17 protein-coding genes are annotated in these 24,039 nt (G+C 66.6%); 7 read left to right on the top strand and 10 right to left on the bottom strand.

Annotation, left to right across the window (positions count from 1 at the left end; all coding sequences use genetic code 11):
* Positions 1–130: 130 nt before the first annotated feature.
* A complete protein-coding gene (locus A0O31_RS12405) occupies positions 131–2,632 on the top strand; it encodes a hypothetical protein (RefSeq protein ID WP_237259066.1) in 2,502 nt (833 codons plus the stop codon).
* Here the strand turns inward: A0O31_RS12405 and A0O31_RS12410 are convergent.
* From A0O31_RS12410 to A0O31_RS12420, 3 genes are all read right to left on the bottom strand, one after another.
* On the bottom strand, positions 2,629–3,573 hold the full coding sequence (locus A0O31_RS12410; protein WP_071678240.1) for a DUF1722 domain-containing protein: 945 nt from the start codon (positions 3,571–3,573) through the stop codon (positions 2,629–2,631). The genes A0O31_RS12405 and A0O31_RS12410 overlap by 4 nt on opposite strands.
* 90 nt (positions 3,574–3,663) lie before the next feature.
* Positions 3,664–6,249 (bottom strand): arsenate reductase (azurin) large subunit, encoded by a 2,586-nt coding sequence (locus A0O31_RS12415; RefSeq protein WP_071678241.1) that lies wholly within the window; start codon positions 6,247–6,249, stop codon positions 3,664–3,666.
* A gap of 10 nt (positions 6,250–6,259) precedes the next feature.
* Positions 6,260–6,742 carry an arsenate reductase (azurin) small subunit gene (locus A0O31_RS12420; RefSeq protein WP_071678242.1) on the bottom strand — a complete coding sequence of 161 codons (483 nt, stop codon included), beginning with the start codon at positions 6,740–6,742 and terminating at the stop codon, positions 6,260–6,262.
* 186 nt (positions 6,743–6,928) lie between these two features.
* On the opposite strand from A0O31_RS12420, the gene A0O31_RS12425 reads away from it, so the two are divergent.
* Positions 6,929–7,276, top strand: a complete 348-nt coding sequence (locus tag A0O31_RS12425; protein ID WP_071678243.1) for an ArsR/SmtB family transcription factor — start codon at positions 6,929–6,931, stop codon at positions 7,274–7,276.
* 51 nt (positions 7,277–7,327) lie between these two features.
* On the opposite strand, the gene A0O31_RS12430 is transcribed toward A0O31_RS12425, so the two are convergent.
* The 7 genes from A0O31_RS12430 to A0O31_RS12460 all read right to left on the bottom strand — a co-directional run bounded on the left by A0O31_RS12430 (position 7,328) and on the right by A0O31_RS12460 (position 14,576).
* The gene (locus A0O31_RS12430; RefSeq protein WP_071678244.1) at positions 7,328–8,194 is read right to left on the bottom strand and encodes a hypothetical protein; all 867 of its coding nucleotides are present in this window, start codon (positions 8,192–8,194) and stop codon (positions 7,328–7,330) included.
* A 5-nt stretch (positions 8,195–8,199) separates the two neighbouring features.
* On the bottom strand, positions 8,200–9,741 hold the full coding sequence (locus A0O31_RS12435; protein ID WP_071678245.1) for a hypothetical protein: 1,542 nt from the start codon (positions 9,739–9,741) through the stop codon (positions 8,200–8,202).
* Between the two features lie 100 nt (positions 9,742–9,841).
* Complete coding sequence (locus tag A0O31_RS13380; RefSeq protein ID WP_071678246.1) at positions 9,842–10,036, bottom strand: YbjN domain-containing protein; 195 nt, start codon at positions 10,034–10,036, stop codon at positions 9,842–9,844.
* 489 nt (positions 10,037–10,525) lie between these two features.
* Positions 10,526–11,074, bottom strand: a complete 549-nt coding sequence (locus tag A0O31_RS12445) for a hypothetical protein (protein ID WP_071678285.1) — start codon at positions 11,072–11,074, stop codon at positions 10,526–10,528.
* Between the two features lie 54 nt (positions 11,075–11,128).
* Positions 11,129–11,902, bottom strand: a complete 774-nt coding sequence (locus A0O31_RS12450) for a hypothetical protein (RefSeq protein ID WP_071678247.1) — start codon at positions 11,900–11,902, stop codon at positions 11,129–11,131.
* 341 nt (positions 11,903–12,243) lie between these two features.
* Positions 12,244–12,741, bottom strand: a complete 498-nt coding sequence (locus tag A0O31_RS12455) for a SixA phosphatase family protein (protein ID WP_071678248.1) — start codon at positions 12,739–12,741, stop codon at positions 12,244–12,246.
* A gap of 8 nt (positions 12,742–12,749) precedes the next feature.
* Positions 12,750–14,576 carry a polyphosphate kinase gene (locus A0O31_RS12460; protein WP_071678249.1) on the bottom strand — a complete coding sequence of 609 codons (1,827 nt, stop codon included), beginning with the start codon at positions 14,574–14,576 and terminating at the stop codon, positions 12,750–12,752.
* Between A0O31_RS12460 and A0O31_RS12465 the strand changes: the two genes are divergently transcribed.
* The 5 genes from A0O31_RS12465 (at position 14,577) to A0O31_RS12485 (ending at position 23,965) form a co-directional block, all read left to right on the top strand.
* Positions 14,577–16,109 carry a Ppx/GppA family phosphatase gene (locus tag A0O31_RS12465; RefSeq protein ID WP_071678250.1) on the top strand — a complete coding sequence of 511 codons (1,533 nt, stop codon included), beginning with the start codon at positions 14,577–14,579 and terminating at the stop codon, positions 16,107–16,109. It begins immediately after the preceding gene.
* An 88-nt stretch (positions 16,110–16,197) separates the two neighbouring features.
* Positions 16,198–19,587: a helicase-related protein gene (locus A0O31_RS12470; protein WP_084720353.1), complete on the top strand. Its 3,390-nt coding sequence runs from the start codon at positions 16,198–16,200 to the stop codon at positions 19,585–19,587.
* 63 nt (positions 19,588–19,650) lie between these two features.
* The gene (locus A0O31_RS12475) at positions 19,651–20,829 is read left to right on the top strand and encodes a Fic family protein (RefSeq protein ID WP_071678251.1); all 1,179 of its coding nucleotides are present in this window, start codon (positions 19,651–19,653) and stop codon (positions 20,827–20,829) included.
* Complete coding sequence (locus A0O31_RS12480; RefSeq protein WP_071678252.1) at positions 20,810–23,644, top strand: DUF1156 domain-containing protein; 2,835 nt, start codon at positions 20,810–20,812, stop codon at positions 23,642–23,644. Before A0O31_RS12475 ends, A0O31_RS12480 begins: the two co-directional genes overlap by 20 nt.
* Before the next feature lie 69 nt (positions 23,645–23,713).
* Entirely contained in the window at positions 23,714–23,965 is a 252-nt protein-coding gene (locus A0O31_RS12485) for a hypothetical protein (RefSeq protein ID WP_071678253.1), read from the top strand.
* Positions 23,966–24,039: the final 74 nt, after the last annotated feature.

Raw genomic sequence — 24,039 nt, forward strand, 5'->3', positions numbered from 1 at the left:
CCAAATCTACTTAAAACCCCCGGGCAGCACTTCGTACCAAACCGTTACAGGCCAGCTCCTTGGGACAATCACAGACCGGGGTACATCTACCACTAGACCTTACGCCGCCTTCGCCAACATCACCTCCATCGTGCAAGCCCGGGGAAGCGGCACCTACTGGGTCGGGGGCATCCTTGCCCAAACAGGAAACGACGGGCTAGGCTTTTACGCCGGCTGGGCCCTGGTGGTGGTCTACAGCGACCCCAATGCCACCTTTAAAAACCTGGTGGTCTACGACGGCTTAGCGAGCGTGAGCTTGGGGAACCCCGTAACCCTAACACCTAGCGGCTTCCTCACCCCGGCCACCGGGACCGTTACCGCCCGGGTGGGTGCCGTGGCCTTTGAGGGGGATGGGGGAGTACCCGGAGACCAGCTCCTCTTGAACGGCCAGGCCCTTTCCGACAGCCAGAACCCCATCGACAACTTCTTCAATAGCTCTATTTCCAACCTAGGCACACGCTTTACCCAAAAGACCCCGGATTACGTGAACCAAATGGCCGTGGACATAGACCGCCTGGACGCCACCGGCCGCATCCCCAACGGGGCCACCTCGGCTACCCTTACCTTCACCTCCACGGGGGACGTCAACGCCAGCGACACCTACTTCCCCGCCGTGCTCACCTTCGCCGTGGATATCTACTTCCCTGACTTGAAGACCACGTTTACCAAAACCGTAACCGACCTCAACGGGGGCCAGGTCCTCGTGGGGGACATCCTGGAATACGAGGTAAGCTTCCAAAACACCGGTCTGGATGGCGCCACCAACGTGGTCCTCACGGACCTCATCCCCACCGGCACCCAGTATGTTCCCGGAAGCCTGCAAGTCGTCCAAAACGCTGCCGGAGCCCCCACGGGCACCTTTTCCGACACTCCGGGTGACGACATCGCCGAGTACGACACTACCAACAACCGGGTGGTCTTCCGGCTGGGAACCGGGGCCACGGCCACCCAGGGGGGCCTCATCCTCCCAGGGCAAGGGGCGCGGGTGCGGTTTAGGGTCCGGATCCTTCCTAGCGCCGCCAACCAGAACGTGGTCAACACTGCTTCGGTTTCCTATAACGGCCAGACTTTAGGAAACCAGTATAGGGACACCGCCACCGCCGCCGCCTCCGTAACCGTGGTGGGCTTCACCCTCTCGGGCCAGGTCTACCATGACCGGGAACCCAACGGCCTCAAAGGCCCGGCCGAGGACTGGGCGGACGGCGCCACGGTCTACGTCAAGCTCTTCTCGGGGACGGGCCTGGTGGCCTTCGCCCAGGTGGACCCGGGAAGCGGCGCCTTTAGCCTCCAAGGGGTGGCCCCAGGGAGCTACACCCTGGTCCTGGACACCAACAACACCGGAAGCGATACCACCCCCACACCCCCTACGGGCTGGCTCTTCATTAACCCGGCCGCGGGAAGCCTAGCGGTGAACGTGAGCAGCGACATCCAGGGCCTCCTCTTCGGCCTCTTCCGCGGCGGGGTGGTGGAGGGCCGGGTCTTCCTGGACGACGGCCTCGGGAACGGGACCGCCAACGACGCCCTGCAGAACGGGGGCGAAAGGGGCGTGGGGAGCGTGGAGGTGCGGGCCACGGACGGGAGCAACACCCGCACCACCCTAACGGACGGTAACGGCTACTACCGGCTTTATATCCCCGCAAGCTGGGGAACCGTCACCCTCTCCCACCCCCTTCGGCCGGCCACGGGCTGGAACGACGGGAGCACCGCGCAAAGGGTGGCTAGCTGGCAAGACGCCACGGGCGCCCTCTCCTCTGGGGGAAGGGTGGCCCTGGGGAGCGCCCTAGGCCTTGCCGGCTCCGGCCTCACCCGCAACTTCGGGGTGGTGCGGGATAGCCGCTTCTACCCGGACCAGTCGGGCCAGACCAGTTCCCCCGGCACCCACACCTTCGCCCACACCTACGCCCCGGGTACCTTGGGGACGGTGACGCTCAGCACCGGCAGCGCCCCCCGCTACGCCTACCAGGTACGCCTGGATGCCGACTGCGACGGGGTCTATGGCCCCGGGGAGGACTGGCAGCCCTTGCCCTACACCTTTGGCGTGGGCCCCGCCTGGCCCCGGGAGGTTGACGGGAGCCTGAAGGGGTGCACCATCGAGGTGCGGGCCCTCGTCCCCGCCGGGGAGCCAGCGGGGGCGGTGGACATCCTCCTCCTGCGCGCCGGCCTCACCTGGGGCAACAACGCCGCCGTGGTGGAGCCTGATGGGGTCACGGACACCTTGCAGGTGACGGGGGGCGAGGTACGGCTCACCAAACGGGTGCGGAACGTGACGCAAAACGGCTCCTTCGGGGGCGCCGCCCAAGGTAGGCCCGGCGAGCATCTGGAGTACTGCATCGCCTACCAGAACCTGGGCACGGCGCCGGTTTCCGCCTTCACCCTAAGCGACCCCGTGCCCTTCTTCACCGACCCCCTCACCGCGGTGCCGGACTACAACAACCGGGCCATCCGCTGGACCCACGGGACCACCACCCTCCACCTCACGGCCCAAACGGGCGACGACGCCGGGGAGATCCAAGGGGGCCTGGTGCGGGTGGTGGTGGGCACGGTGAATCCGGGAGAGGCGGGGGAGGTCTGTTACCGGGTGCGGATCCGCTAGGAGCTCGCCAGGCTCATGAGGGGCTCGGGGTAAGGGGCAAAGAGGGCCTGGTCCAGGAGGTACCCCTCCTCCCAACGCAAGGCCCAGGACCGGAGAAGGGCGAGGGGGGCCTCGAGGGGCACCCGCTCCTCCCGGAAGCCCGCAAGGAGCTCCAGGAAGTGGGCCTTCTCCTTGGGGGCTAGGCCCTTCTTGAAGTACCCGAAGGCGTGGAGGAGGGTGTCCGCCATGGGCCCAAGGCGGAAGGGAAGCCTCGTGGCCCTTAGGAAGCCCTCCTCGTAGACCCGGCGCACCTCGGGGAAAGGCCTTCCCTTGGCCTCGGCGAGAAGCCGGCCTAGTTGGCGCGCCTCCCCTTGGTGGTAGGCGAGGAGGAGGAGCTTGTAGCGGGCGTGGAAGGCCATAAGGCCCCCCAGGTCCTCCACCCGGCGTAGCCTCGCCAGGGCGAAGATGCGGGTGAAGAAGTGGGCGCGGATGCGGGCGCTGGAAAGCCGGCCCTCGTCCTCCTTGGGCAGGAGGGGGAAGGCCCTTTCCACCGCCTCGGCAAAAAGCCCTGGCCCCCGGCCCACCACCCCGCCCGCATCGGCCCGGGCGTAGACCTTGGCGTCCTTCAGGGCGCAGGTAGGGGAGCGGTTCTTGAGGATAAACCCCTCCACCGGGCCCAAGCCCGCAAGAAAGCCCTCGCTAAAGGAACGCATCCTCTCGGTCAGGTCCTCCCCCGTACTGGGCTGGACCATCCGGGGGCCATCCTCTCCCCGCACCAGGCGCACCGTGGGCCTCGGCACCCCGAGGCCTATTTCCACCTCGGGGCAGACGGGGACGAAGTCCACGTGCTCCCTCAGGGCCGCCACCACCTTGTCCGGGATGAGTTCCCCCGAGTAGCGCACGGCGGCGAAGCCCAAACAGGCGCTTATTGCGAGGCGGGGTCTAGGCCAAAAGGCTTCCACCTCCCGATGCTAGCCGCCCCGCCACCCCCTCCCTGTGGGCGGGCCAACAAAAGCCCCGCCCCCTAGGGGGCGGGGCCCTCCGGGCTCGCCTTAGTCAAACCTATTCTGCTGGAGGAGGCTCGCCGTCGCTTGCACCGAGGGGATGGCCCCTGCCACCTTGCGGAGGGCGGCCCGGGTGCCCTTGTACCAGGGGATGGTGGTCTTGGGGTCGGTGTAGCCGGAAACCAGGGAGTTGGAGGTGCCCCGCCAGTGGTACATGACGAGGAAGAGCATCCCCGGCTTCACCGCGTCGGTGACGTAGACCAAGAAGGTGCCGTTCCCCTCCTCGTTGTAGACCTCCACCAGGTCCCCGGACTGAAGGCCCAGGCGCTTGGCGTCCTCGGGGTTCACCTCCACGTAAGGGAGGGGCAGGGCCATGGCCTTCTCGGGCAGCCGGCGGTCGTGGTAGGCGGTCTGCCAGATGGTCTGGGCCCGGCCGGTGGTGAGCCAGAAGGGGTACTGCCTGGCCTTCTCCCCTTCCAGGTACTTGGCCACCTCCTGCGGGTAGCCCTCCCAGTCGTCCGTGCCGTACCACTTGAACTTGCCGTCGGGCGTACCGAACTTGTGGGTGTAACGGCGCACCGTGCCCACCAGTTGCCCGGTCTTGGGGTCGCGGCGCACGGGGGTTTGGATGCCCTTTTGGCCCAGCTGCTTGAGGAGGGCGTAGGTCACCCCCTTGTAGTTCTCCGCCTCCAGCTTTGCCTCGTCCTCCTCGCTCACGCGGTTGTCGCCGAACTCCTCGGCCCCCGCCAGGAAGACGTCCTCGTCCGTCCGCCAGTTCTTGCCGAACTCAAACTTGAGGGCCTCCTGGACCTTGCCCTCGGCCCGGTACAGTTCGGCGATGCGCAGGCCCACCCATTTGAAGATCTCCCAGTCGGGCTTGGCCTCCCCGGGCGGGTCCATGAACTTCTCGTAGAGGCGGAGGAGGCGGCTATTGCAGTTGATGGAGGTGTCGTTGGCCTCGCCCCAGCCGGCGGCGGGCAGGATGAGGTGGGCGTCCCGGGCGGTTTCCGTCATGTAGATGTCCTGGACGACCATGAAGAGGGCGTCGGGATCCTTGTAAAGAACGTCCAGGATCTTCTGCACCCTTTCCCCGATGGTGCCGGGCTCCCCGCCCTCGCCCAAGGCGCGGGTGAGCTTCTCCGTACGCTCATGGATGCGCTTGCGGAAGACCTGGTTGTTGGGGGTGGAGAGGTAGGGATCGTTGGCGATCACCCAGTAGAACTTGCCCTTCCCATCGGTGAGGAACTTGTCCACGTTAACCGGGGGGCCGCCGCGGTAGATGGAGCCGGGCGTGGGGGCGGGCGGACGGACATAGCCTTCCTGGTGCCCACCCTGACGGCCGCAGCCGGTGCCGGGGCGGCCGATGTTGTGGGTGAGGACGGCGAGCTGCACGATGGCCGCCACCTGGTCGTAGTTCTTCATGTTCCAGATGATGCCCTTCTCGTAGATGGTGAGGGTACGGCGCTTGAACCGGCCCGCCTTAGGCTTGGCGATCCAGTCGGCGGCCTTCTCAATCTGGGCCCGGGGCACACCCGTGATGCGCTCCACCTCCCGCATGAACTCGGCGTAGGGTACCCCGAGCTTGAGGCTCTTTTGCTTGTACTCCTCAAAGAGGGCCATGTCCGTGCGGGCCTGGAGGTAGGCCATATCGTAATAGCCCCGCTCCCAGACCACGCGGGCGATGGCGTTGGCCAGGATGTAGTCCGTGCCCAGGTTGGGCTGGAGGAGCATTACCCGGTCGGGGGCCACCTGGGCCGCCAGGGTGTACGAGCTCGTCTTCCTCGGGTCAATGACGATCATGTACCCGGGCTCGGCGGGCTCCCCCCGTTCAAAGGCCGCCTGCTTCTCCGCCACCGTGGCCCCTTGCAGGTTGGGAAGCATGTGCTCCACATAGAAGACGGTGGCCGTCTCGTAGGAGTTGGCGCCCCAGAGGACGATGGTGTCGGCCAGGCGCGCGTCCTCGTAGGTGTAGTTGAGCTCGTGAACGCCCCGCTCCCGGCTACCCCAGACCTCGGAGTTGTAGGCCGGGCGGTTGTGGATGGCGATGTGCTTCACGGAGAGGGCGGCGAAGAAGAGCTTGCCGGCAGCGTAGTTGTCCTCAAAGCCCTGGCCCGAGCCCCCGTGGTCGTAGCACTTTACGGCGATGTTGTCGTCGTTGCCATCCCGGTCACGGATGCCCTTGATGACCCCGGCCATGAGGGTGAGGGCGTCCTGCCAGGTGATGGCCTGGAACTGGTCCCCCACCCGGAGGAGGGGGTAGGTGAGGCGGTCCTGGGTGCCCCGGTCCAGGCTCCACACCGTGAGGGCGTTGGTGCCGCCCCGGATGGAGTAGTCGCCCCGGTTAATGGGGCTATCCTTGGCCGGGACGATGACCACGTGGTACTGGCGGCCGTCCTTGCCCACCGTGATGGCGTGCATGGTTTCGGTGTAGCTTTGACCAGCGAGCGGCGCCTGCGGGCTCGTGAGATCCAGGCCAAAGGCGTTCTGGTTAGGCTTCGGGCCACCCTGCTCGCCCACGGGCCAGACGTACACCTTGTAGCCGCACCCTACATTGCAGTACTGGCAGACCTGGTTGTAGACCTTTGCGTTCTTGGGGGGAATGGGAAGCTGGTCCCTACGGGGAATGAGCGCCATAGGCTACCTCCTATACGTTCTTCACCCGGCCCCAGATGAGGCCCTGCACCGCCACGGCGTAGATGTCGCCCTTGCCGTCCACCCGCAACGGGATTTGGGGCAACCAGGAGCTGGCCAGGCCTTGGTAGGTCTGGCCGGCCTTGGCGGGGTCAAACATGGAGTAGTGGCACCGGCAGATAAAGCGGCCCTTCTCGTACTGCACGGGGCAACCCATGTGGGTGCAGAGGGCGGAGAAGGCCACGATGTCCCGGTCCTTCCCCACCCCGCCCAAAGCCGGGCGGCCCAGCTTCACGAGGATGGCGGGGGCCGAGGCGTCGGGGTAGTTGAAGGTGATGGGCTGCCCCGTCCGCACCTGGGCAACGTTGGCCACCTTCACCGCCGGGTAGGTGAGGCTTGGGGCGTACCAAAGCTGGGCCTTGCCGCCCGCGGCGAAGAGGGCGCTGGCCGCCGCCGTGAGTTGGACGAAGCGCCTACGGCTTAACGTTCGTGTCATACCGATTCCCTCCTCTCTTGCCTTTTTCGTTTGAACAGTATCAAACGCAAGGGACATTTGTCAATAGGTGGAGCCCATTCCATAAATACCCCGCACGGGTATTCACGGGCACCGCCCATAAGCGATGGGTGCTCTAGATTCCATACCGCTTATGCGTGGGCAAAACCCTGCTACACTATGGGCAGTATGCGTAAGGCGGACCTCTTGGAGAGCCGCTTAACGGCCCTGGCCCACCCGGCGCGGGTGGCCATGGTGCGCCTGCTCGCCGAGCTTCCCGACGAGCACACCGCCCGGGACCCCCGGTGTGGCACCGCCTTCGGCGTCTGCTTCTGCCACCTGAAGGAGAAGACGGGCCTTTCCGGGCCCACGGTGAGCCACCACCTGAAGATCCTGCGGGAAGCGGGTCTGGTGGAGGGGGTACGGGTGGGCCGTTGGACCTACTTCCGCCTGCGGCCGGGGGCCCTCGAGGGCCTCGCCCAGGAACTCCTGGCCCTGGCGCGCCAGGCGCAACGGACGCTGGAGCGGGCGGTGTAGGGGGCGTAACTGCTCCCCCCAGCCCCCCTCGCCAAACAGGACCGGGAAGGCCTAGGGGTTTTCCCCCCGAAGGGGGTTAAAGGCCACCACCCAGCCTGGCCGGCCCCGGCCCACATTGAAGGCGCCAAGGAAGGCCAGCCCTCCCAGGGCGAGGCCCAACACGGCGAGCAGGAGGCCGGCCACCAGGGCGGGGACTGGGAGGGAAGCCTCCCCAGAGTCCCCCGCCGTAGCCCAGGCCTGGCCGAGGGCCCATAGCAAGACCCCAAACCCCGCCGCCGCGACGCCAAACCCGGCCCAGATCCAGGCCCAGGCCCGACGGTAGCGCCGCCGGGCCTCCTCCCAGGCCTCGAGGGCCTCCGCGGGAGGGTAGAGGAGGCCGTTGAGCCAGGCGGGGCCGGTGGCCGTGGTGAGGTAGCGGGAAAGCCCCTGGTGCTCCCGCCAGGAAAGGCCCAGGTGCCCAAGGAGCCGGTCCCACCCCGGAAGGTCCAGGGGCAAGGGCACCTCCCCGGTGCGGAAGCGGAGGCGGAACCGGGGCCCGGCCTGCCAAGGAGGGGCCAGGTGGACCTTAAAGCGCTGGATGGCCTCGGGGCGCTCCTCCAGCCAGGTCCAAGGGCCCTGGGGCCCCTCGAGGCCCAAAAAATCCCCCTTGGGGTAGAACACCCCACCCACCCGCACCCCGTCCGGCAAAAGCTCCACCCGGAGGCCCAGCCGCCTTAGGGGCTCCCACCCGGTGCGGAGGAGGTAGAGGCCCCCAAGCCCCGCGCCAAGGAGGGCGAAGAGGGCGAGGATGCCCCCGCCCCCAAGCCCCGCCCAAAGGAGGAGGGCGAGGCCCAGGGAACCGCCCAGGAGGCGCAGGAGCGCCGCCCGGCGTTGCCAAGGCTGGTGGGCGAGGAGTGGGGGTCTAGCCTCCTGGCCCATGGCCCCTACCGCCCCCAGGTGTTGGGGAGGCCGGAAAGGCTTTGCTCCAACTGCCGCCAGCCTCCCTGGCGCAGGGCTTCCTCCAGCCGGCTTCCCCGCTCCACCGCCCCCACCAGGCCGCCGAAAACGGGGTCCCGCCAGAAAGTCCCCGTGCGGAAGGATTCCTTGTAGACCTTGAACACCTCCCCGGTACTCGGGTCCCGCACGTAGGTCTGGTCCGAGAGGAGGTTGGTCCAGCTGCGCCGCATCCAGGCGTTGAACTCTTCCCCCTGGCGCACCACTTCCAAGACGCGCCGGGTTTCCTCCTCGCTCGCCCGGCGGGCCCTAAGCGCCTCGAGCCAAGGCCACTCCGGATGGGCCCGGATCCCAAGCAGAACGCCGTTGAACACGGGAAGGCTCTGGGCCAGGGCGGAAGGGGTTCCCTCCCGCACGAGGACCTCCAGCCGAACCTGGCACAGCCCGCTCGCCGCCACCCAGTCCGCCTGCTGGCTCGCTAGGACATCGCCCCTGAAGTAGGCCTGGCGGGAAAGCCCCCCTGACCGCGCCTCCAGGGTGTGGTCCCACCTGGCCCGGACCCACTGGCCCCCGCGGGGCATCTGCATCAAATAGCTGTCCATCTGCGCCTCCTCCGCCGCCCTAAGCTCCTCGAGGCGGCGGGCGATGCGGTTGGTGGCGGCGGGGGAAGGCTCCAGCTTGGCCACCTGCCATTCCTGGCCGCGCTCCTGGCTCCAGAGCTGCACCAAGAGTTGCGCCACCTCCTCGGGCGTCGTGGGGCAGAGGAAGCCGGGAAGGATACGCTTTTGCCCGTTCCAGCCCAAAATCGTGGAGGCGTTACCCCCTAGGCCCGTCTGCAGGCCAGACGCCACCAGGAAAAGCACATCCATCCGTTGCGAGACCCCCGGGCGATCCAGTGTAAAGGCGAGCTGGCGGACAGAAGGCCCATCGCCGGTGGGAACCAGGGCCCCACGAAAGGCATAGCCCTGAGGGACCTTTAGGGCAAAGGCTTCCATGCCCAGAAGGGGGTCGTATACCCTTTGCACCCCGTAGGCCACGCGGGCATTTACCGGAAGAAACTCCAGGGAGCGCAGAACCTGGAAGGCACGGCCCCGCACCGTGGCGCTGGCGTCCGTGGGAAGGAAAACGCTCACGGCCAGGACCTGCCGGTCCCCGCGCAGGAGGAGATGGGCTGCCTCGTAGGTTAGGCCGGCGAAAAAGGGGTCTTGGAACGCCCTTAGGGCTAGGCTAGGGGCCAGGCGGTAGGGGTAGACGAGGCCCTGGGCCGCCAGGAGAAGCCCCCCGGGCACGGTCTTGAAAAAGAGGGCAGGCCGACCCCGGGCCATGGCCTGCGCCTCCTGCACCAGGGGGGTCACGGCCTCCCGGGGGGCCTTCAAGGGCATGCCCCGGACGAGGAGGAAGGCCTCGAGGTCCCCCACCACCAGGCCGTAGTCCCGCACGCTCACGCTGTAGCCCGGGGGAAGGAACAGGGAAAACCCGTGCAGGGCATCCCGGATGATCTCACCCCCTGACCCCGCGCCAGGCCTCCCCAAAGGCCTAAAAGGAGAAGCGGCCCAATGACCCTCAAGCTAAGCAAACCTTTCCACCAAAGGAAGCGCGCCGCTAGGCGGCTATACTGGCGAGCGAGGCGCTTCATCTTCCCTCCTCCTTCCCATCGCCCCCCATGTGGGCAGCAAACTCCTGCCAGCTTTCCCGGAACACGAGCAGGAACGCCACGATGGCCCTGTCCGTCACGCCCCCTTCCAAGAGGAGGTCCGCCTCCAACACGGGATAAAAACCCTCGTCCAGGTAGGCCCGGCTGAAGCGATACTCCCGGTTCCACGCCAAGACCTTGGCGATGTGGTCCAGGGAAGGGCCCTCGGGTAGGTCGGCTTGGAGCCTGAGAGCACCTGAGAGGGAGTGGGCCCGGGTGGCAAGACGGGCGCGGGGAAGGGACCTGGCAAAGGGGAGGGCGTCGGCGATGAGGTGGGAAAAGGGCCCGGTGCTGGGAACCTCTGCCCCTGATCCCCCAGGAGCTGGACCTGCCCAAGGAGTTGCCGGAAGAGGGGTTGTACCTGGGCAAAGGCCTGGGCAGGGGTGGTGAGCTGCAGGCCAAAGGCCCGCCCTCCCTCCACGGTGTAGACGGCGAGGTCCACGTACGCCTGCCCCTGGTAGCGAATCTCGGCATACACCCCCAGGGCAGGCCGGCCTCCTAGGGTGAGGCCCGTGAGGGGTTGCCGTTGGGCCTGAAGGCCCTGGGGGGAAAGCACCCGGTCCTGCTGGGCCGGGCCCGCCCCCACCAAGGCCGTCATCCAGGCATACCGAGGCATCTCCTCCCTACGGGCGCACCGTGCCGGAAAGGCGTAACCGCAAAACCTCGGTCCGGTAGCGGATGGTGGCCTCCTGGCTGCTGGTGGCATCCCCGCTGATCCGGGCGCTCACGTAGAAGCGGCCGCTCGCCACCGCCTGGAGCTGCCCTGCGCTTAGGCTAGCCTCCCCGGAAACGCAGACTGGGCCAGCGTTAAGCCCCGCCACCCCCCCGATGCCCTGGGCGACCAAGTTCGCTGGGTCCAAGAGGCCCGCCTCGTCACCCGCCAGGTATGCGGCGTAGGTCAAGGAGCCGCTAAAGCTTGCGCCCGGCGTTTCCGAGGTGAAGCAGACCCTGTACTCCAAGCTCGCTCCCGAGAGGCTAACCCGGCTATCCGGGGTGTAGGAAACGGGCACAGGCCCAAGCGTCTTGGGGTTAGGGTCTATACCCCCAGCCCTCACCTGAAAAGTGCCCTCCACGAAGTCAGCGGGCAAATCCCGCTCCAGCAAGTCCAGCGTATAGTTGAAAGGAAAGCTGCAGGCGGCAAGCGCCAGGCCTAAGAACCACAACCTCTTCATCGCCACAACACCTCCTTTCACCCCTCACGCTAGTCCCCAGGCCTTACAAAACCCTTAAACGCCCCCAGACCCCACCCCCTTCCGGGCCTCCGCCAAAGGGTTGTACCGGCCCGCCCACCCCTGAAGGCCACCCAGGCCGAAAAGCCGGTGCCACGTGGGAAGCCAAACCAGGAGGAAGAGGAGAAACCCCAAAAGCGCCATGTACCCCCCGATGGCGCTACCGCTTGCAACCAGCACCACCCCTAAGGCCAAGAGGCCGCTTACCCACCAAAGCCGCCCCACCTCCCGGCGGTAGCGGGCGCGGTCCCTTTCCCAAACCTCCCAGACCTCCTCTGGGGGGTAAAGGAGGCCATTCAGCCAGCCGATGCCCCGAGCCTCGCCCAGGTAGGTGGCAAGCCCGGGGTGCTCGGTCCAGTCCCACCCCAGGTGCCCAAGGAGCCGGTCCCACCCCGGGAGGTCCAGGGGGAGGGGAAGCTTCTCCCCAAAGTCCAGCCGGAAGGGATGGAGAGGGCCCCAGGGTTTGGTGGGGGCCAAAGGGCCCTCGAGGCCCCGCAAGGCCGCCTTGGGGTAGTACCGCCCGGCGTAGCGGACCCCTTCGGGCTCCAGGACCACCTTTAGGCCCGCCCGAAGCAGGGGAGCGAGCCCCGTGCGGTAGAGGTAAAGGGGAGCGAGGAGGAAAACCCCCACCCCCACAGCCCAGGCCCAGGCCTCCCCTTCCCGCACAAGAAGCCAGACAAGCCAAAGCGCCCCGAGGAAGGCCCCACCCCCGAGGAGGAGCCGGAGGAGGGCCGCCCGGGTTTGCCAGGGATGGTAGCGGAGCGTCTCCATTTGGACCACCTACCCCTTGCAGACCCCGTACATCCGGAGATCCAGGGATGGGCTTCCCCTCCCAGCCTTCAACAAGCGGCAAGACGGGGGTGCAACCGAGGTTGAGAAGGGCCCCAGGACCCCAGGGTCCTCAACTCCCATCCTCCTCAAGGGAACTTACATCTCCCTTAAACGCCCCGCACCCCAAGCTTTTTCGCCTCGGGGCCCTAGCGGCCCATGACCGCCTGCCCCTCGGCCAAGCCGCGCGAACCCCTCGTTCCTAGAGGGGTGGGGGCGACGAGGGGCCGAAAGGTGGGCAAACCGAGGCCACCTAAGAGCGGTTTTCCCGGGGCCTCGCCCCCCTACACCCGGAAGACCTTGGGCGGCAGAAAGGCCTTCAGGGCTAGCCCCCCGGGCCTCGCCTCCCCTTCCAGCCAGGCCACCCCGCCCTTCTTGAAGGCCAGGCGTTCCGAAACGGCTTCCTCCACAGAAGCCCCCAGAAGGTCCCCAAGGAGGAGTTGGACCAGAAGCGCAGACAGAAAAGGCTCATGCCCCACCAGGGCCACCCTCCCCTCCCGGGGCAACGCCTCCAGGAGCGCCTGGCCAGGAGGGCCTAAGAGGTGCGGCGTGAGGCGCACTTCCCCACCTAAGCCTTCGGCGAGGAGGCTTGCGGTTTCCAGCGCCCGGCGCTTGGGGCTCGTGAGGATCAGGTCCAAGGAAACCCCGAGGGCCTTCAGGCCCCGGACCACCTGGCGAAAGCGCCGCACCCCCTTGGGGGCGAGGGGCCGCTCGTCATCGGCCCCCTCCCCTTCCCCCTGGGGCGGCAAGGCCAGGGCGTGGCGGACCAGGAAGAGTTCCATGCTTCAGTCTACCCGGGCGGGCGCTGGGCATCGTGGCGGCCGCCCCAAAGGACCTTTTCCCCTTCGGGGAGAAGGAGAAAGCTATTGCGGTCGTCCCGCACCTGGCGCTTGAGCACTTTAAGCACCTTCCGCCTGGCCTCCTTGGAGAGCACCGGAAAGAGGAGCTCAAACCGGTTTTGGAAGTTCCGGGGCATGGCGTCGGCGCTGGTGAGGTAGACCTTCCAGGCACCCCCCGCCCGGAAGGCGGCCACCCGGGCATGCTCCAGGTAGCGGCCCACCAGGCTTTTGGCCTGGAAGCGGGGGTGGAGGAGGGTCAGGGTGCTCCGCACCAAGAGGTCCACCCGGGCCCCCGCCTCCGCCGCTTCCACCAGGGCGGAAAGCACCTCGGGGTCGGTAAGGTGGTTGAACTTGAGGATGACCCGGCCCTTGGGATGGGCCTCCGCCAGGATGGACTCCACCAAGAGCGCCCGGATGGCCTCCCCCGTGCGCAGGAGGGCGAGGTCGGGGAAACTCCCCTGTCGCACGGCGCGGAAGAAGGCGTGGACATCCCGCACCACCTCCTCCCGGGCGGTGAAGAGGGAAAAGTCCGTGTAGAGCCGCCCGTTTTGCGGGTTGTAGTTCCCGGTCCCGAGATGGGCAAAGCCCCCTTCCCGGGTCAAGAGAAGCAGGGCCTTGGCGTGGACCTTGCGCTCGGACAGGGGAAGCACCTCCACCCCCGCCCTCAGGAAACGCAGGTACCAGCGGAGGTTCTGCAACTCGTCAAACCGGGCCCGGCCCTCCAGGAGCACATGCACCCGCTTTCCCCGCCGGGCCGCTTCCAGGAGCGCCTCCGCCAAGGGGTTTTCCTCCCCGATGCGGTAAAGGGTGGCGTAGACCTCCTCCACCTCGGGGCGCAGGGCCGCCTCGGCGAACCGCTCCACAGCCCCGTAGTCCTCAAAGGGGTGGTAAAGGAGGAGGTCCTCCTCCCGCAAGCGTCCCAGGGGGTTTTTGAGGAAGCCCTCCGGGCGGACCGGCTTAAGGGGAGGGAAGCGCCACCCCGAAGGCCCCGCCTCCACCAGGGCCTCCACCAGGGTGAGGTTCAGGGGTGGGGGAAGCCGGAACACCTCCTCGGGCAAAAGGTCCAGGCCCCGGCGTAGCCCCTCGAGCCAGGCCTCTGGGAAGCCCTCCTCGGCCACCAAGAGGGTGGGCACCCCCTCCTGCCGCCCCTCGAGGGCCTGCGCCAGCTCGTCCCAGTCCGCCCGGGCCCGTTCGCTTTCCAAAAGGCGCAGGACCCGGAACTCGTAGAGGGGCGCCTCCTCGGGCAGGAAGAGGTCGCTCCGCGCCCGCACCAAGGCCCCAAGCCGCACAAAGGTGCCCTCCCTCCCCGGCACCGGGAGGAGGCGGGGCAGGTCCTGGGGCAGCCGCACCAGATGCTTGGGCGAGGCGAAATACAGGGCCCCGTGGGAAAGGTCGCCCACCGCCTCCCAGGGGATGAGGTCGGTTCGGGGGGCCACCACCTCGGCCAAAAAGACGCGGAAGTACATCCAGTCCAGCTCGTCCAACGCCTCCGCCGACAGGACCTGGAGGACGGGGGCCGCCTCCTGGAGGAGGGCGTGGTAGCGCTCCGCCGCATAAAGGCATTGGGCCTGCGCCTCTTCCAAGAGGGCCCGGTGCGCCGCATCCCCCCGCCCCTTCAGAAAGATTTTGGCGATGCGGGCGGCGAAGAACTCGTCCAGGTTGCGGTTCCAGATGGCGAGGAAGCGAAGCCTCTCCAAAAGGGGAAAGTCGGGCCGCTCGCTTTGCCTGAGGACCCTGCGGTTAAACTGGAGCCAGCTGGCTTCGGGGAGGAGGCGCATTTGCTACAGATTACGCCAGCTTCACGTCAGGAGGCGGTCAAGGAGCGTTCCTTGGCGGTCTTGGACCTGGGCTCGGGCACCTTTCGCCTGGTGGTCTACCGCTATTGCCCGGGGGCGTACTACCTCTTGGCGGACGAGCTCCGGGAGGCGGTGGCCTTGGGGGAGGGGCTCGCGGGGGGGCGCATCGTGGATGAGGCCCTAGCCCGGGGCCGGAAGGCCCTCCGGGCCTTCGCCGACTTCCTCCGGGCCTCCCCCATGGACGAGGTGGTGGTCCTGGCCACGAGCGCCATCCGGGACGCCGAGAACGGGCACCTGGTTCTGGAGGAGGCCTGGCGGTTGGGCCTTCCGGCCCAGGTGGTGCCGGGGGAAGAGGAGGCCCGCCTGGGGGTCTTGGCGGTGGCGAACGGCCTTTTCCTCGAGGACGCCCTGGTGGTGGACCAAGGGGGAGGAAGCGCCCAGGTTTCCCGCATGGAAGGCCGCCGCTTCCGCCAGGGGAAGGCCTTGCCCTTCGGGGCTCTCCGGCTCACGGAGACCTTCCTCCAGGGCGACCCGCCAAGCCCCAAGGAGGTGCGGGCCTTGGAGAAGGCGGTGGCCAAGGCGCTTCGGGGCTTGGGGCTATCGGGGGGTTTACCCCTCGTGGGCCTGGGCGGCAACCTCCGGGCCATCGCCCGCCTCCACGCCAAGGGGCGGGACTACCCCTGGGAGCACCTCCACGGCTACTTCCTGCCCCGAGAAGGGGTGGAGGAGCTCTACGAGCGGGTCCTGCGCCTTCCCCTAAAGGAGCGGGCCGAGCTTCCCGGCCTCCAGCCCGACCGGGCCCGCACCCTGCCCGCCTCCTTGGCCTTCCTCCGGGCGCTCCTGGCCCAGTTCCAGGCCCCGGGGCTTTGGGTAAGCGGGATGGGCATCCGGGAAGGGGCCTTCTTCAGCCGGTTCCTGCCGCCACCCCACCTCCTGCCCGACCCCCGGGCCTTCGCCGTGGAAAGCCTCTTCCAACGCTACCCCTTCTCCGAAGCCCACCGGGACCGGGTGAAGGCCCTGGCCCTGGACATCTTCGCCGGGCTTGCCCCCCTCCATCGCCTGGGAGAGGAGGAAAAGCGCCTCCTTTTGGAAGCCGCCCACCTGCACGATATCGGCATGCACCTGGGCTACCACGACCACCACAAGCACGGGGCCTACCTGGTCTTCTCCGAGCCCCTTTTGGGCTTCCGCCACCGGGAGCAGGCCCTCCTGGGCCTCTTGGTGCGCTACCACCGCCGGGGCGACCCTTCCCCGGGGGCGCTCAAGCCCCTCTTGGAGCGGGGGGACGCCAAGCGCCTCCTAAGGCTTGCCGCCCTCCTGCGCCTCGCCGAGATGCTGGAGCGCACCCGCTCGGGCCGGGTGCGGGGGCTGAGGGTGGAGCTTGGGGAAAGGGTGCGCCTTCTTCTGGAGGCGGCGGAGGACCCTTGGGTGGAGCGGGTGGAGGCGGAAAAGCAAGCCGGGCTTTTCCAGAAGGCCTTTGGGCTGGGCCTCGAGGTGGTGTGGGCGGGGCCCTAGCCCGGGCCTGGGCTCGCAGGCTTCCTTCGGGGGTTCTGGTCGGCAAGTTTTCACCCCCCACATCCCCTCTTTTCTCTAAACTAGACCCGTGGACCCCAGCACCCTCCTCCACAGCGTGCGTCCCGGGCTTCGCCTAAAGGGCTTGGTCCTGGGGGAGAGCGTGCGCGTGGAGCACGTGCGCCCCCTCGAGGGCGCCCTCCACATCACGTACCGCAACGCCCAAGGCGAGCTCGGGGAAGCCCTCCTCTACCCCGAGGACCTTGCCCGGTTGGAGGTGGAGGAGGCGCCCCGCTTCCCCCTAAACGCCCCCGGGGACCTTTTCCGCCTGGCGGCGGAGGCCAAGCGCATCCGCCTCGCCTACCTCTTTGATCCCTTCATGGCGGTCCACGCCTCCTTGGTGGAACCCCTACCCCACCAGATAGAGGCCGTTTACGGCCACATGCTCCCCAAGAATCCCCTTCGCTTTCTCCTCGCCGACGACCCAGGGGCAGGCAAGACCATCATGACGGGGCTCTTCATGCGGGAACTGGCCCTGAGGGGGGCGTTGGAGCGGGCTTTGGTGGTGGCCCCCGGAGCCTTGGTCCTCCAGTGGCAGGAGGAGCTTTGGGAGAAGTTTCGCCTTCCCTTTGAGGTCCTCTCCCGCTCGCGCCTGGAAACCGCTCGCCAAAACCCTTTCCAAGAGCACGGCTACTGGATTGCCCGCCTGGACCAGCTGGCCCGTTTTCCCGAGGTGGCCGACAAGGCCCTCGAGGTGGACTGGGACCTGGTGGTGGTGGACGAGGCCCACAAGATGGCGGCCACCTACTACGGCCAGGAGATTAAGGCCACCCGCCGCTACCGCTTGGGCCAGCGCCTTTCCGAGAAGGCCCGTCACTTCCTCCTCCTCACCGCCACCCCGCACCGGGGAAAGGAGGAGGACTTCCGGCTTTTCCTCTCCCTCCTGGACCCCGACCGCTTTAGAGGTAAGCCTCGGCCCAATAGCCCCGCCTTGAACACCGAAGGGCTCTGGCTCAGGCGGCAGAAAGAGGACCTGGTCCGCTTTGACGGCACCCCCCTCTTCCCCGAACGGCGGGCCTACACCGTGGGCTACGCCCTTTCTCCCGAAGAAATGGACCTCTACGAGGCGGTGACCGCTTACGTGCGGGAGGAGATGAACCGGGCCGAAGCCCTGGAGGAAGGGCAACGCCGCACCGTGGGCTTCGCCCTCACCCTGCTCCAACGTCGGCTAGCCAGCAGCCCCCTGGCCATCGCCCGCTCGCTAGAAAGGCGCCGGAAACGCCTCGAGGCCCGCCGGGAAGAGGTGAAGCAGGGCCTCGCCCTGCGGTTTCCCATCCTGGAAGAGGAGGACCTGGACGAGCTGGAGGAGTTCCCCAGCGAGGAGCTGGAAGGGGCACCCGAGGTCCTGGACCAGGCCACCGCCGCCCGCACCCTGGCCGAGCTGGAAACGGAAATCGCCACCCTCAAGCGCCTGGAAGCGAAGGCCCAGGCCCTTCTCAAGAAGGAACAGGACCGCAAGTGGCAAGAGCTCAGGAGCCTCCTGGAAACCGACCTCATCCGGGGGCACAAGCTCATCCTCTTCACCGAGCATAAGGACACCCTGGACTACCTGGAAAAACGGCTCGCCCGCTACCTGGGCCGCCCCGAGGCCCTCGTGAGCATCCACGGGGGGCTTTCCAGGGAGGAGCGCCGCCTACGGCAGGCCCGCTTCACCCAGGACCGGGAAACCCTCATCCTCATCGCCACCGACGCTGCTGGGGAAGGGGTGAACCTGCAACAGGCCCACCTCCTCATCAACTACGACCTGCCCTGGAACCCCGCTCGCCTGGAACAACGCTTTGGCCGCATCCACCGCATAGGCCAGACCGAGGTGTGCCACATGTGGAACCTGGTGGCGGCAAACACCCGGGAAGGCGAGGTCTACCTACGCCTCCTGCGCAAACTGGAGGAGGCGAGCACGGCCTTGGGGGGCAAGGTCTTTGATGTCCTGGGCAAGCTCTTCCAGGAAAAGCCCCTTTGGGAACTCCTCCTGGAGGCCATCCGCTACGGGGAGGACCCGGAGGTGCGGGCCCGCCTTTTCCAAAAAGTGGAAGGGGCCGTGGACCTCAAACGGCTGGAAGCCCTCCTCCAAAACGCCTTGGCCTCCGAGGTCTTGGACCCCAAGCGCCTGACGGAACTCAGGCTGGCGATGGAGCGGGCCGAGGCCAGAAAGCTTCAGCCTCACTACCTCTCCAGCTTCTTCCAGGAGGCCCTCACCCGCTTGGGGGGCACCGTCCACCGCCGGGAGGGAGGGCGGATGGAGGTGAGCTTCGTCCCCCCTCGGGTACGCCAGGCGCGGCCCGGGGTCTTGCGAAGCTACACCCGGGTGACCTTTCACAAGGACCAGGTGGCCCTCCCGGGTAAACCCGTGGCCGACTTCCTGATGCCGGGCCACCCCCTCCTCGAGGCCCTCCTGGACACCGCCTTGGCCGAGTGGGGCGAATACCTGGACAGGGGAACCGTCCTGGTGGACGAAAACGCCACCGCTCCCCGGATTATCCTGGCCCTGGAGCACGAGGTGCAGGACGCCAAGGGGCCCGTTTCCCGCCGCTTCCTCTACGTGGGCCTGACCCCGGAGGGCGAGGTGCGGGAGGAAGGCCCCGCCCCCTATCTGGACCTGCGCCCCGCCACCGAAGAGGAAAGGAGGATGGCCCTGGCCCTTTTGGAAGGGCTCAACCTCCCCCACCTCCTGGCGAAGGCGGAAGCCTACGCCGCAGCCCACCTGGCCCGCAAACACCTGGAAGAAGTCCGCCGTTTCCGCCAGGTGGAGGTGGACCGCACGCTAAAGGCGGTGAAGGACAGGCTCTTGTCGGAAATTTACCACTGGGACCAGCAGGCCCATAAGCAAAACAAGCTGGCCCGAGAGGGAAAGGCCGGGGCTGCCGGCCGGGCGGAAGCCTTCAAGCGCATTGCAGATGAACTGCGGGAGCGCCTGCGCCGCCGGGAGGAGGAGCTTGAGCAGGCCCGCCACCTGCGCTCCCTGCCCCCTCGGCTCTCCCAGGCCATCCTGGTGGTGCCGCCCCTCTCCCAGGCCCTAAAGGCCCCCGAAGAGGACGTCCGCCAACGCCTGGAACGCATCGCCGTGGAGGCGGTGCTTTGGGCGGAGCGGCGCATGGGCCACGAGCCAGAGGAGATGTCTCCGGGCTACCCGGGCTATGACATAGAGTCCCGTACCCCCGAAGGGCAACTACGGCTCCTCGAGGTCAAGGCCAAGGGACCCGGTTCCGAGGTGGTCACCCTTTCCCGCACCCAAATCCTTACCGCCCTCAACAAGCGGGAAAACTGGTACCTGGTGGTGGTGGAAACGGACGGGGAGAGGGCCTTGCGCATCCACTACATTCCCCCCTTCATGGGCGAGCCCGACTTCGCCGCCACCAATGTGTCCTACGACCTCAAGCAGGTCCTGGCCCGGGCGGTGCGGGTGGTAGAGGCGGGGAAATGATACGCTCGTATAACAAGCTCCAAGCTTGTTATACAAAGAGGGGGGTCTAGTATCATAAGACCCATGCGCCCCGAAGCCTTTTCGCCAAGATCCCCGGGCAGGCTCGTTTCCATTGGTCAAGGCGCCTATGCCTTCGTCCCTGACCCCTTGCCACCTCCATTGGAGTGGACACCCCCTTTAGTACGTCTCCTGGACGAGGCTAGGGGCAACCTTGGTGAGCTTGCGGGCTTACTGCACACGTTACCTAACCCTTACCTTTTCATTCGGCCTTTCATCCGCAAGGAAGCCGTACTCTCATCTCGGATTGAGGGCACCCAGGCGAGCCTAGTAGACGTTTACGCCATGGAGGCCCAGGCCCCCCTTTTCCCCAACCCAAATCTACGCGAGGATGCCCAAGAGGTCCTCAACTACATTCGTGCCCTAGAACGAGGGAGGGCGCTCCTAAAGGAACTTCCCCTTTCCCTGCGCCTCCTCAAGGAGATGCACGCCGTTCTCCTACAAGGGGTGCGGGGCCAAAACCGGGCGCCAGGTGAGTTTCGGCGGGCGCAAAATTGGATTGGCCCGCCAGGGTGTACCCTGGCTGAAGCTCGTTACGTGCCCCCCCCTCCAGGCCCCATGCTGGAAGCCCTAGATGCCCTGGAGCGTTTCTGGCATAGTGACCATGGGCTACCCCCTTTGGTAGAGATAGCCCTTGTACACTACCAGTTTGAAGCCATACACCCCTTTTTGGACGGCAACGGCCGCATTGGCCGCCTCCTGATTACCCTGATGCTCTTGGAGCGTAATCTTTTGCCTGAGCCGGCCCTGTACCTCTCCGCATATTTTGAGCGCTATAGGAGCCAGTACTACGATCTCCTTCTACGCGTCAGCCAAACAGGAGACTGGTTGTCTTGGATTGTCTTCTTCCTCCAAGGTGTAAAAACCGAGGCGAAGGACGCTGCCCAAAAGGCCCAGCGACTCACGGCGCTACGCCAAAGCTGGCGCCAAATCTATCAGAGCCAGGGCGGAAGCGCACACCTCCTGGCTTTGATAGACCTTCTCTTTGAACAGCCGGTGCTCACAGCGCCCATCGTGCAGAAACATCTAGGGGTAACGCACGCTTGGGCCATGCGTCTGCTAAGAAGGCTTGTGGAAGATGGTATCCTCTCGCCCATCGGGCAGGCCCGGCGCAATCGTCTGTATGGCGCTCGGGAAATCCTGCAGGCCCTAGAGGAGCCCAGCCATGCCGAAGAAGCTCATTGAGGTTGCCCTACCCCTCGAGGCCATCAACCGGGAGGCGAGCCGGGAAAAGTCCATCCGCCACGGCCACCCCTCCACCCTGCACCTTTGGTGGGCTAGGCGGCCCCTGGCCGCTGCCCGGGCTGTCCTCTTCGCCAGCCTGGTGGACGACCCTGGGACCTACCTTCCCCCCGAGGAGGCCCAGCGGGAACGGGAAAGGCTTTTTGACCTGCTGGAGCGCCTGGTCAACTGGGACAACGTCAAAAATCCCCAAGAGGCCCTGAACCCGGGCCAGGGCGTCATCGCCGAGGCCCAGTACGAAATCGCCAAGAGCCTGGCCCGAAGCCTGAACCAACATCCCCCCGCCTCCAAGGAAGACCGCCCCGCCATAGAAGCCCTCCTGCGCCAAGCCCCGCCCGTGCTAGACCCCTTCGCCGGGGGTGGCACCATCCCGCTAGAGGCCCAGCGCCTGGGCCTTTCCGCCCACGCCGGCGACCTGAACCCGGTGGCCGTCCTCCTCAACAAGGCCCTTTTGGAAATCCCGGCCCGGTTTGCGGGTCTGCCCCCCATGAACCCCGAGTACCGGAAGGAGGCCACGGCCAGCGACCGCTTCTTTGGCGCCCAGGGCCTCGCTTGGGATGTGCGCCATTACGGGGCCTGGATGCGCGAGGAGGCCAAGAGGCGCATCGGGCACCTCTACCCCGAGGTGGAGGGCAAGCCGGTTATCGCCTGGATTTGGGCCCGGACCGTGACCTGCCCCAACCCCGGGTGCCGGGCGGAAGCCCCCTTGGCCCGCTCCTTTTGGCTTTCCAAGAAGAAGGGCAAGGAAGCCTTCGTAGTCCCCGAGCGGGCACCGGAGGGCATTCGCTTCCGTGTGGAGCGCACGGGGAAACCCCCCGTGGAGGGCACCATAAGCCGAAAGGGAGGGGTTTGCCTGGTCTGCGGAAGCCCCATCCCCCTAGAGCACGTGCGCCAGGAGGGGAAAGCGGGGCGCCTTGGAGCACGGCTCATGGCCATCGTGGCCGAGGGGCAAGGGGGCCGGAGCTACCACTCCCCACTGCCCGAGCACGAGGAGGTAGCGAAAAAGGCAAAGCCCGCTTGGGCACCCGAGTTTCCATTAACTCCGAATAGTCGTCATATGACCCCTGCTGTGTACGGAATGACGTCATTTTCGCAGCTCTTCACCCCCCGCCAGCTGGTGGCCCTCACCACCTTCGCCGAACTTATAGCCGCGGCGAGGGAAAGGGCCTACCAGGACGCCCTAAAGGCGGGCCTACCCGACGACGGCGTACCCCTAGCCCAAGGTGGGCGGGGTGCCAGGGCGTACACAGACGCCATAGGGGTTTATCTAGCTCTGGCTGTAGACCGCTTAGCTGAAAGCTCAAATGTTCTATCAAGATGGCAAAGCGCCGGCGACAAAGTCGCCGGCGCTTTCAGCCGTCAAGCTTTACCAATGCTATGGGACTTTGCCGAAATAAACCCCTTTTCAAGTTCCACCCGCAACTTTTTGGATGCGGTGGAATGGGTCGCGGAGTGTCTGGAAGCTCTTCCCGCCCACCCCCCTGGCCAGGCCCGGCAGGTGAACGCCACGGACTCGGTCAACGGCGTTCCCTCCTCACCCCTCATCTCCACGGACCCCCCTTACTACGACAACGTCCCTTACGCCGATCTTTCCGACTTCTTCTACGTTTGGCTTCGCAAGACCCTGAAGGACACCTACCCGGATCTCTTCCGCACCCTCCTGGTGCCCAAGGAGGAAGAGCTTATCGCCGACCCCTACCGCCACGGGGGCAAGGAGGCCGCCAAGCGCCGCTTTGAGGAGGGTATGCGCCAGGTCTTCCGCAATCTCCGCACCAAGGCCCACCCCGACTACCCCCTAAGCCTCTACTACGCCTTCAAGCAACAGGAAGTGGAGGAAGAGGAGGAGGAAACGGAGGATACTCCCCAGGTGGCCTCCACCGGCTGGGAAAGCTTCCTACAAGGCCTGGTGGACGAGGGCTTCCAGATAACCGCCACCTGGCCCATGCGCACGGAACGGGCCAACCGCCCCCGGGGCCAGGGGTCTAACGCTTTGGCCTCCTCCATCGTGTTGGTTTGCCGCCCACGCCCCGAAGGGGCTCCCAAGGCCACCCGGCAGGACTTCCTCCGGGCCTTGCGCCAAGAGCTTCCCGCCGCCCTAAAAGAGCTCACCCAAGGGAGCATTCCCCCTGTGGACCTGGCCCAAAGCGCCATCGGGCCGGGCATGGCCGTCTTCAGCCGCTACGCCGCCGTTTTGGAGCCGGATGGCCGCCCCCTTTCCGTGCGGGAAGCCCTGGCCCTCATAAACCAGGTCCTGGACGAGTTCCTGGCCGAGGAAGAAGCGGAGCTGGACCCCGATACCCGCTTCGCCATCGCCTGGTACGAGCAGTACGGCTACGAGGAAGGCCCCTACGGGGACGCCGAAACCCTAGCCAAGGCCAAGAACGTGGCCGTGGCGGGCCTGATGGAGGGGGGCATCCTCCTAGCTAGGGGGGGCAAGGTGCGCCTTTTCCGCCCCGAGGAGTACCCCGAGGACTGGAACCCCAGCGCCGACAAGCGCCCCTCCGCCTGGGAGGCGGCCCACCACCTCATTCGCCTCTTGGCTAAGGCCGGGGAAAGCGCCGCCGCAAGCCTCCTCGCCCAGCTTCCCGGCCACCTGGCCGAGGGGGCGAGGGCCCTCGCCTACCGGCTTTACCAGATTGCCGAACGCAAAGGCCGTGCGGAAGACGCCCTGAACTTCAACCTGCTGGCGGGAAGCTACGGACACCTGGCGCTGGAGGCCGCAAAGCGTAAGGGGGTCCAGGAAAGACTTTTTGGCTAGAGGAGCCGAGGATGGCACGGAGGTTAGCCTTGACTAACTATCTTGGGGGTAATAACATGGGGGTGTGAGGTGGGGCGATACCAGGTGGTCTTCTACCAAGACCCCAAAGGGCGCGAACCTTTTCGCGAGTGGCTTGAGGAACTGAAGCGCTTTCGCTCCCACCTCCACCCGCTAGCCATGCGCCTTCTTAGCGAGCTTCAGGAGCTTGGTACCGACGAGATGCGGCCACCAAGGGTCAAATCCTTCCGCCGTGAGGGCGTGCTGATTCACGAGCTTCGCAAACGCACCCAGGAAGGCGCCATGCGCATTTTCTTCGGCTAGGCTCCACCTTTTTGGTCGTGGCCGGAGAACTCAAAAATGAGAACCGGCCCGACGAAAGACTTTTGGATCTTGTT

This window comes from Thermus brockianus (assembly GCF_001880325.1).
GTDB classification, from domain to species: Bacteria; Deinococcota; Deinococci; order Deinococcales; family Thermaceae; genus Thermus; species Thermus brockianus.

Coding starts and splice junctions, on each gene's coding strand:
- A0O31_RS12415 (WP_071678241.1), bottom strand. CDS start 6,249: ATGGCGCTCATTCCCCGTAGGGACCAGCTTCCCATTCCCCCCAAGAAC.
- A0O31_RS12420 (WP_071678242.1), bottom strand. CDS start 6,742: ATGACACGAACGTTAAGCCGTAGGCGCTTCGTCCAACTCACGGCGGCG.
- A0O31_RS12425 (WP_071678243.1), top strand. CDS start 6,929: ATGCGTAAGGCGGACCTCTTGGAGAGCCGCTTAACGGCCCTGGCCCAC.
- A0O31_RS12430 (WP_071678244.1), bottom strand. CDS start 8,194: ATGGGCCAGGAGGCTAGACCCCCACTCCTCGCCCACCAGCCTTGGCAA.
- A0O31_RS12445 (WP_071678285.1), bottom strand. CDS start 11,074: ATGAAGAGGTTGTGGTTCTTAGGCCTGGCGCTTGCCGCCTGCAGCTTT.
- A0O31_RS12450 (WP_071678247.1), bottom strand. CDS start 11,902: ATGGAGACGCTCCGCTACCATCCCTGGCAAACCCGGGCGGCCCTCCTC.
- A0O31_RS12455 (WP_071678248.1), bottom strand. CDS start 12,741: ATGGAACTCTTCCTGGTCCGCCACGCCCTGGCCTTGCCGCCCCAGGGG.
- A0O31_RS12460 (WP_071678249.1), bottom strand. CDS start 14,576: ATGCGCCTCCTCCCCGAAGCCAGCTGGCTCCAGTTTAACCGCAGGGTC.
- A0O31_RS12475 (WP_071678251.1), top strand. CDS start 19,651: ATGCGCCCCGAAGCCTTTTCGCCAAGATCCCCGGGCAGGCTCGTTTCC.
- A0O31_RS12480 (WP_071678252.1), top strand. CDS start 20,810: ATGCCGAAGAAGCTCATTGAGGTTGCCCTACCCCTCGAGGCCATCAAC.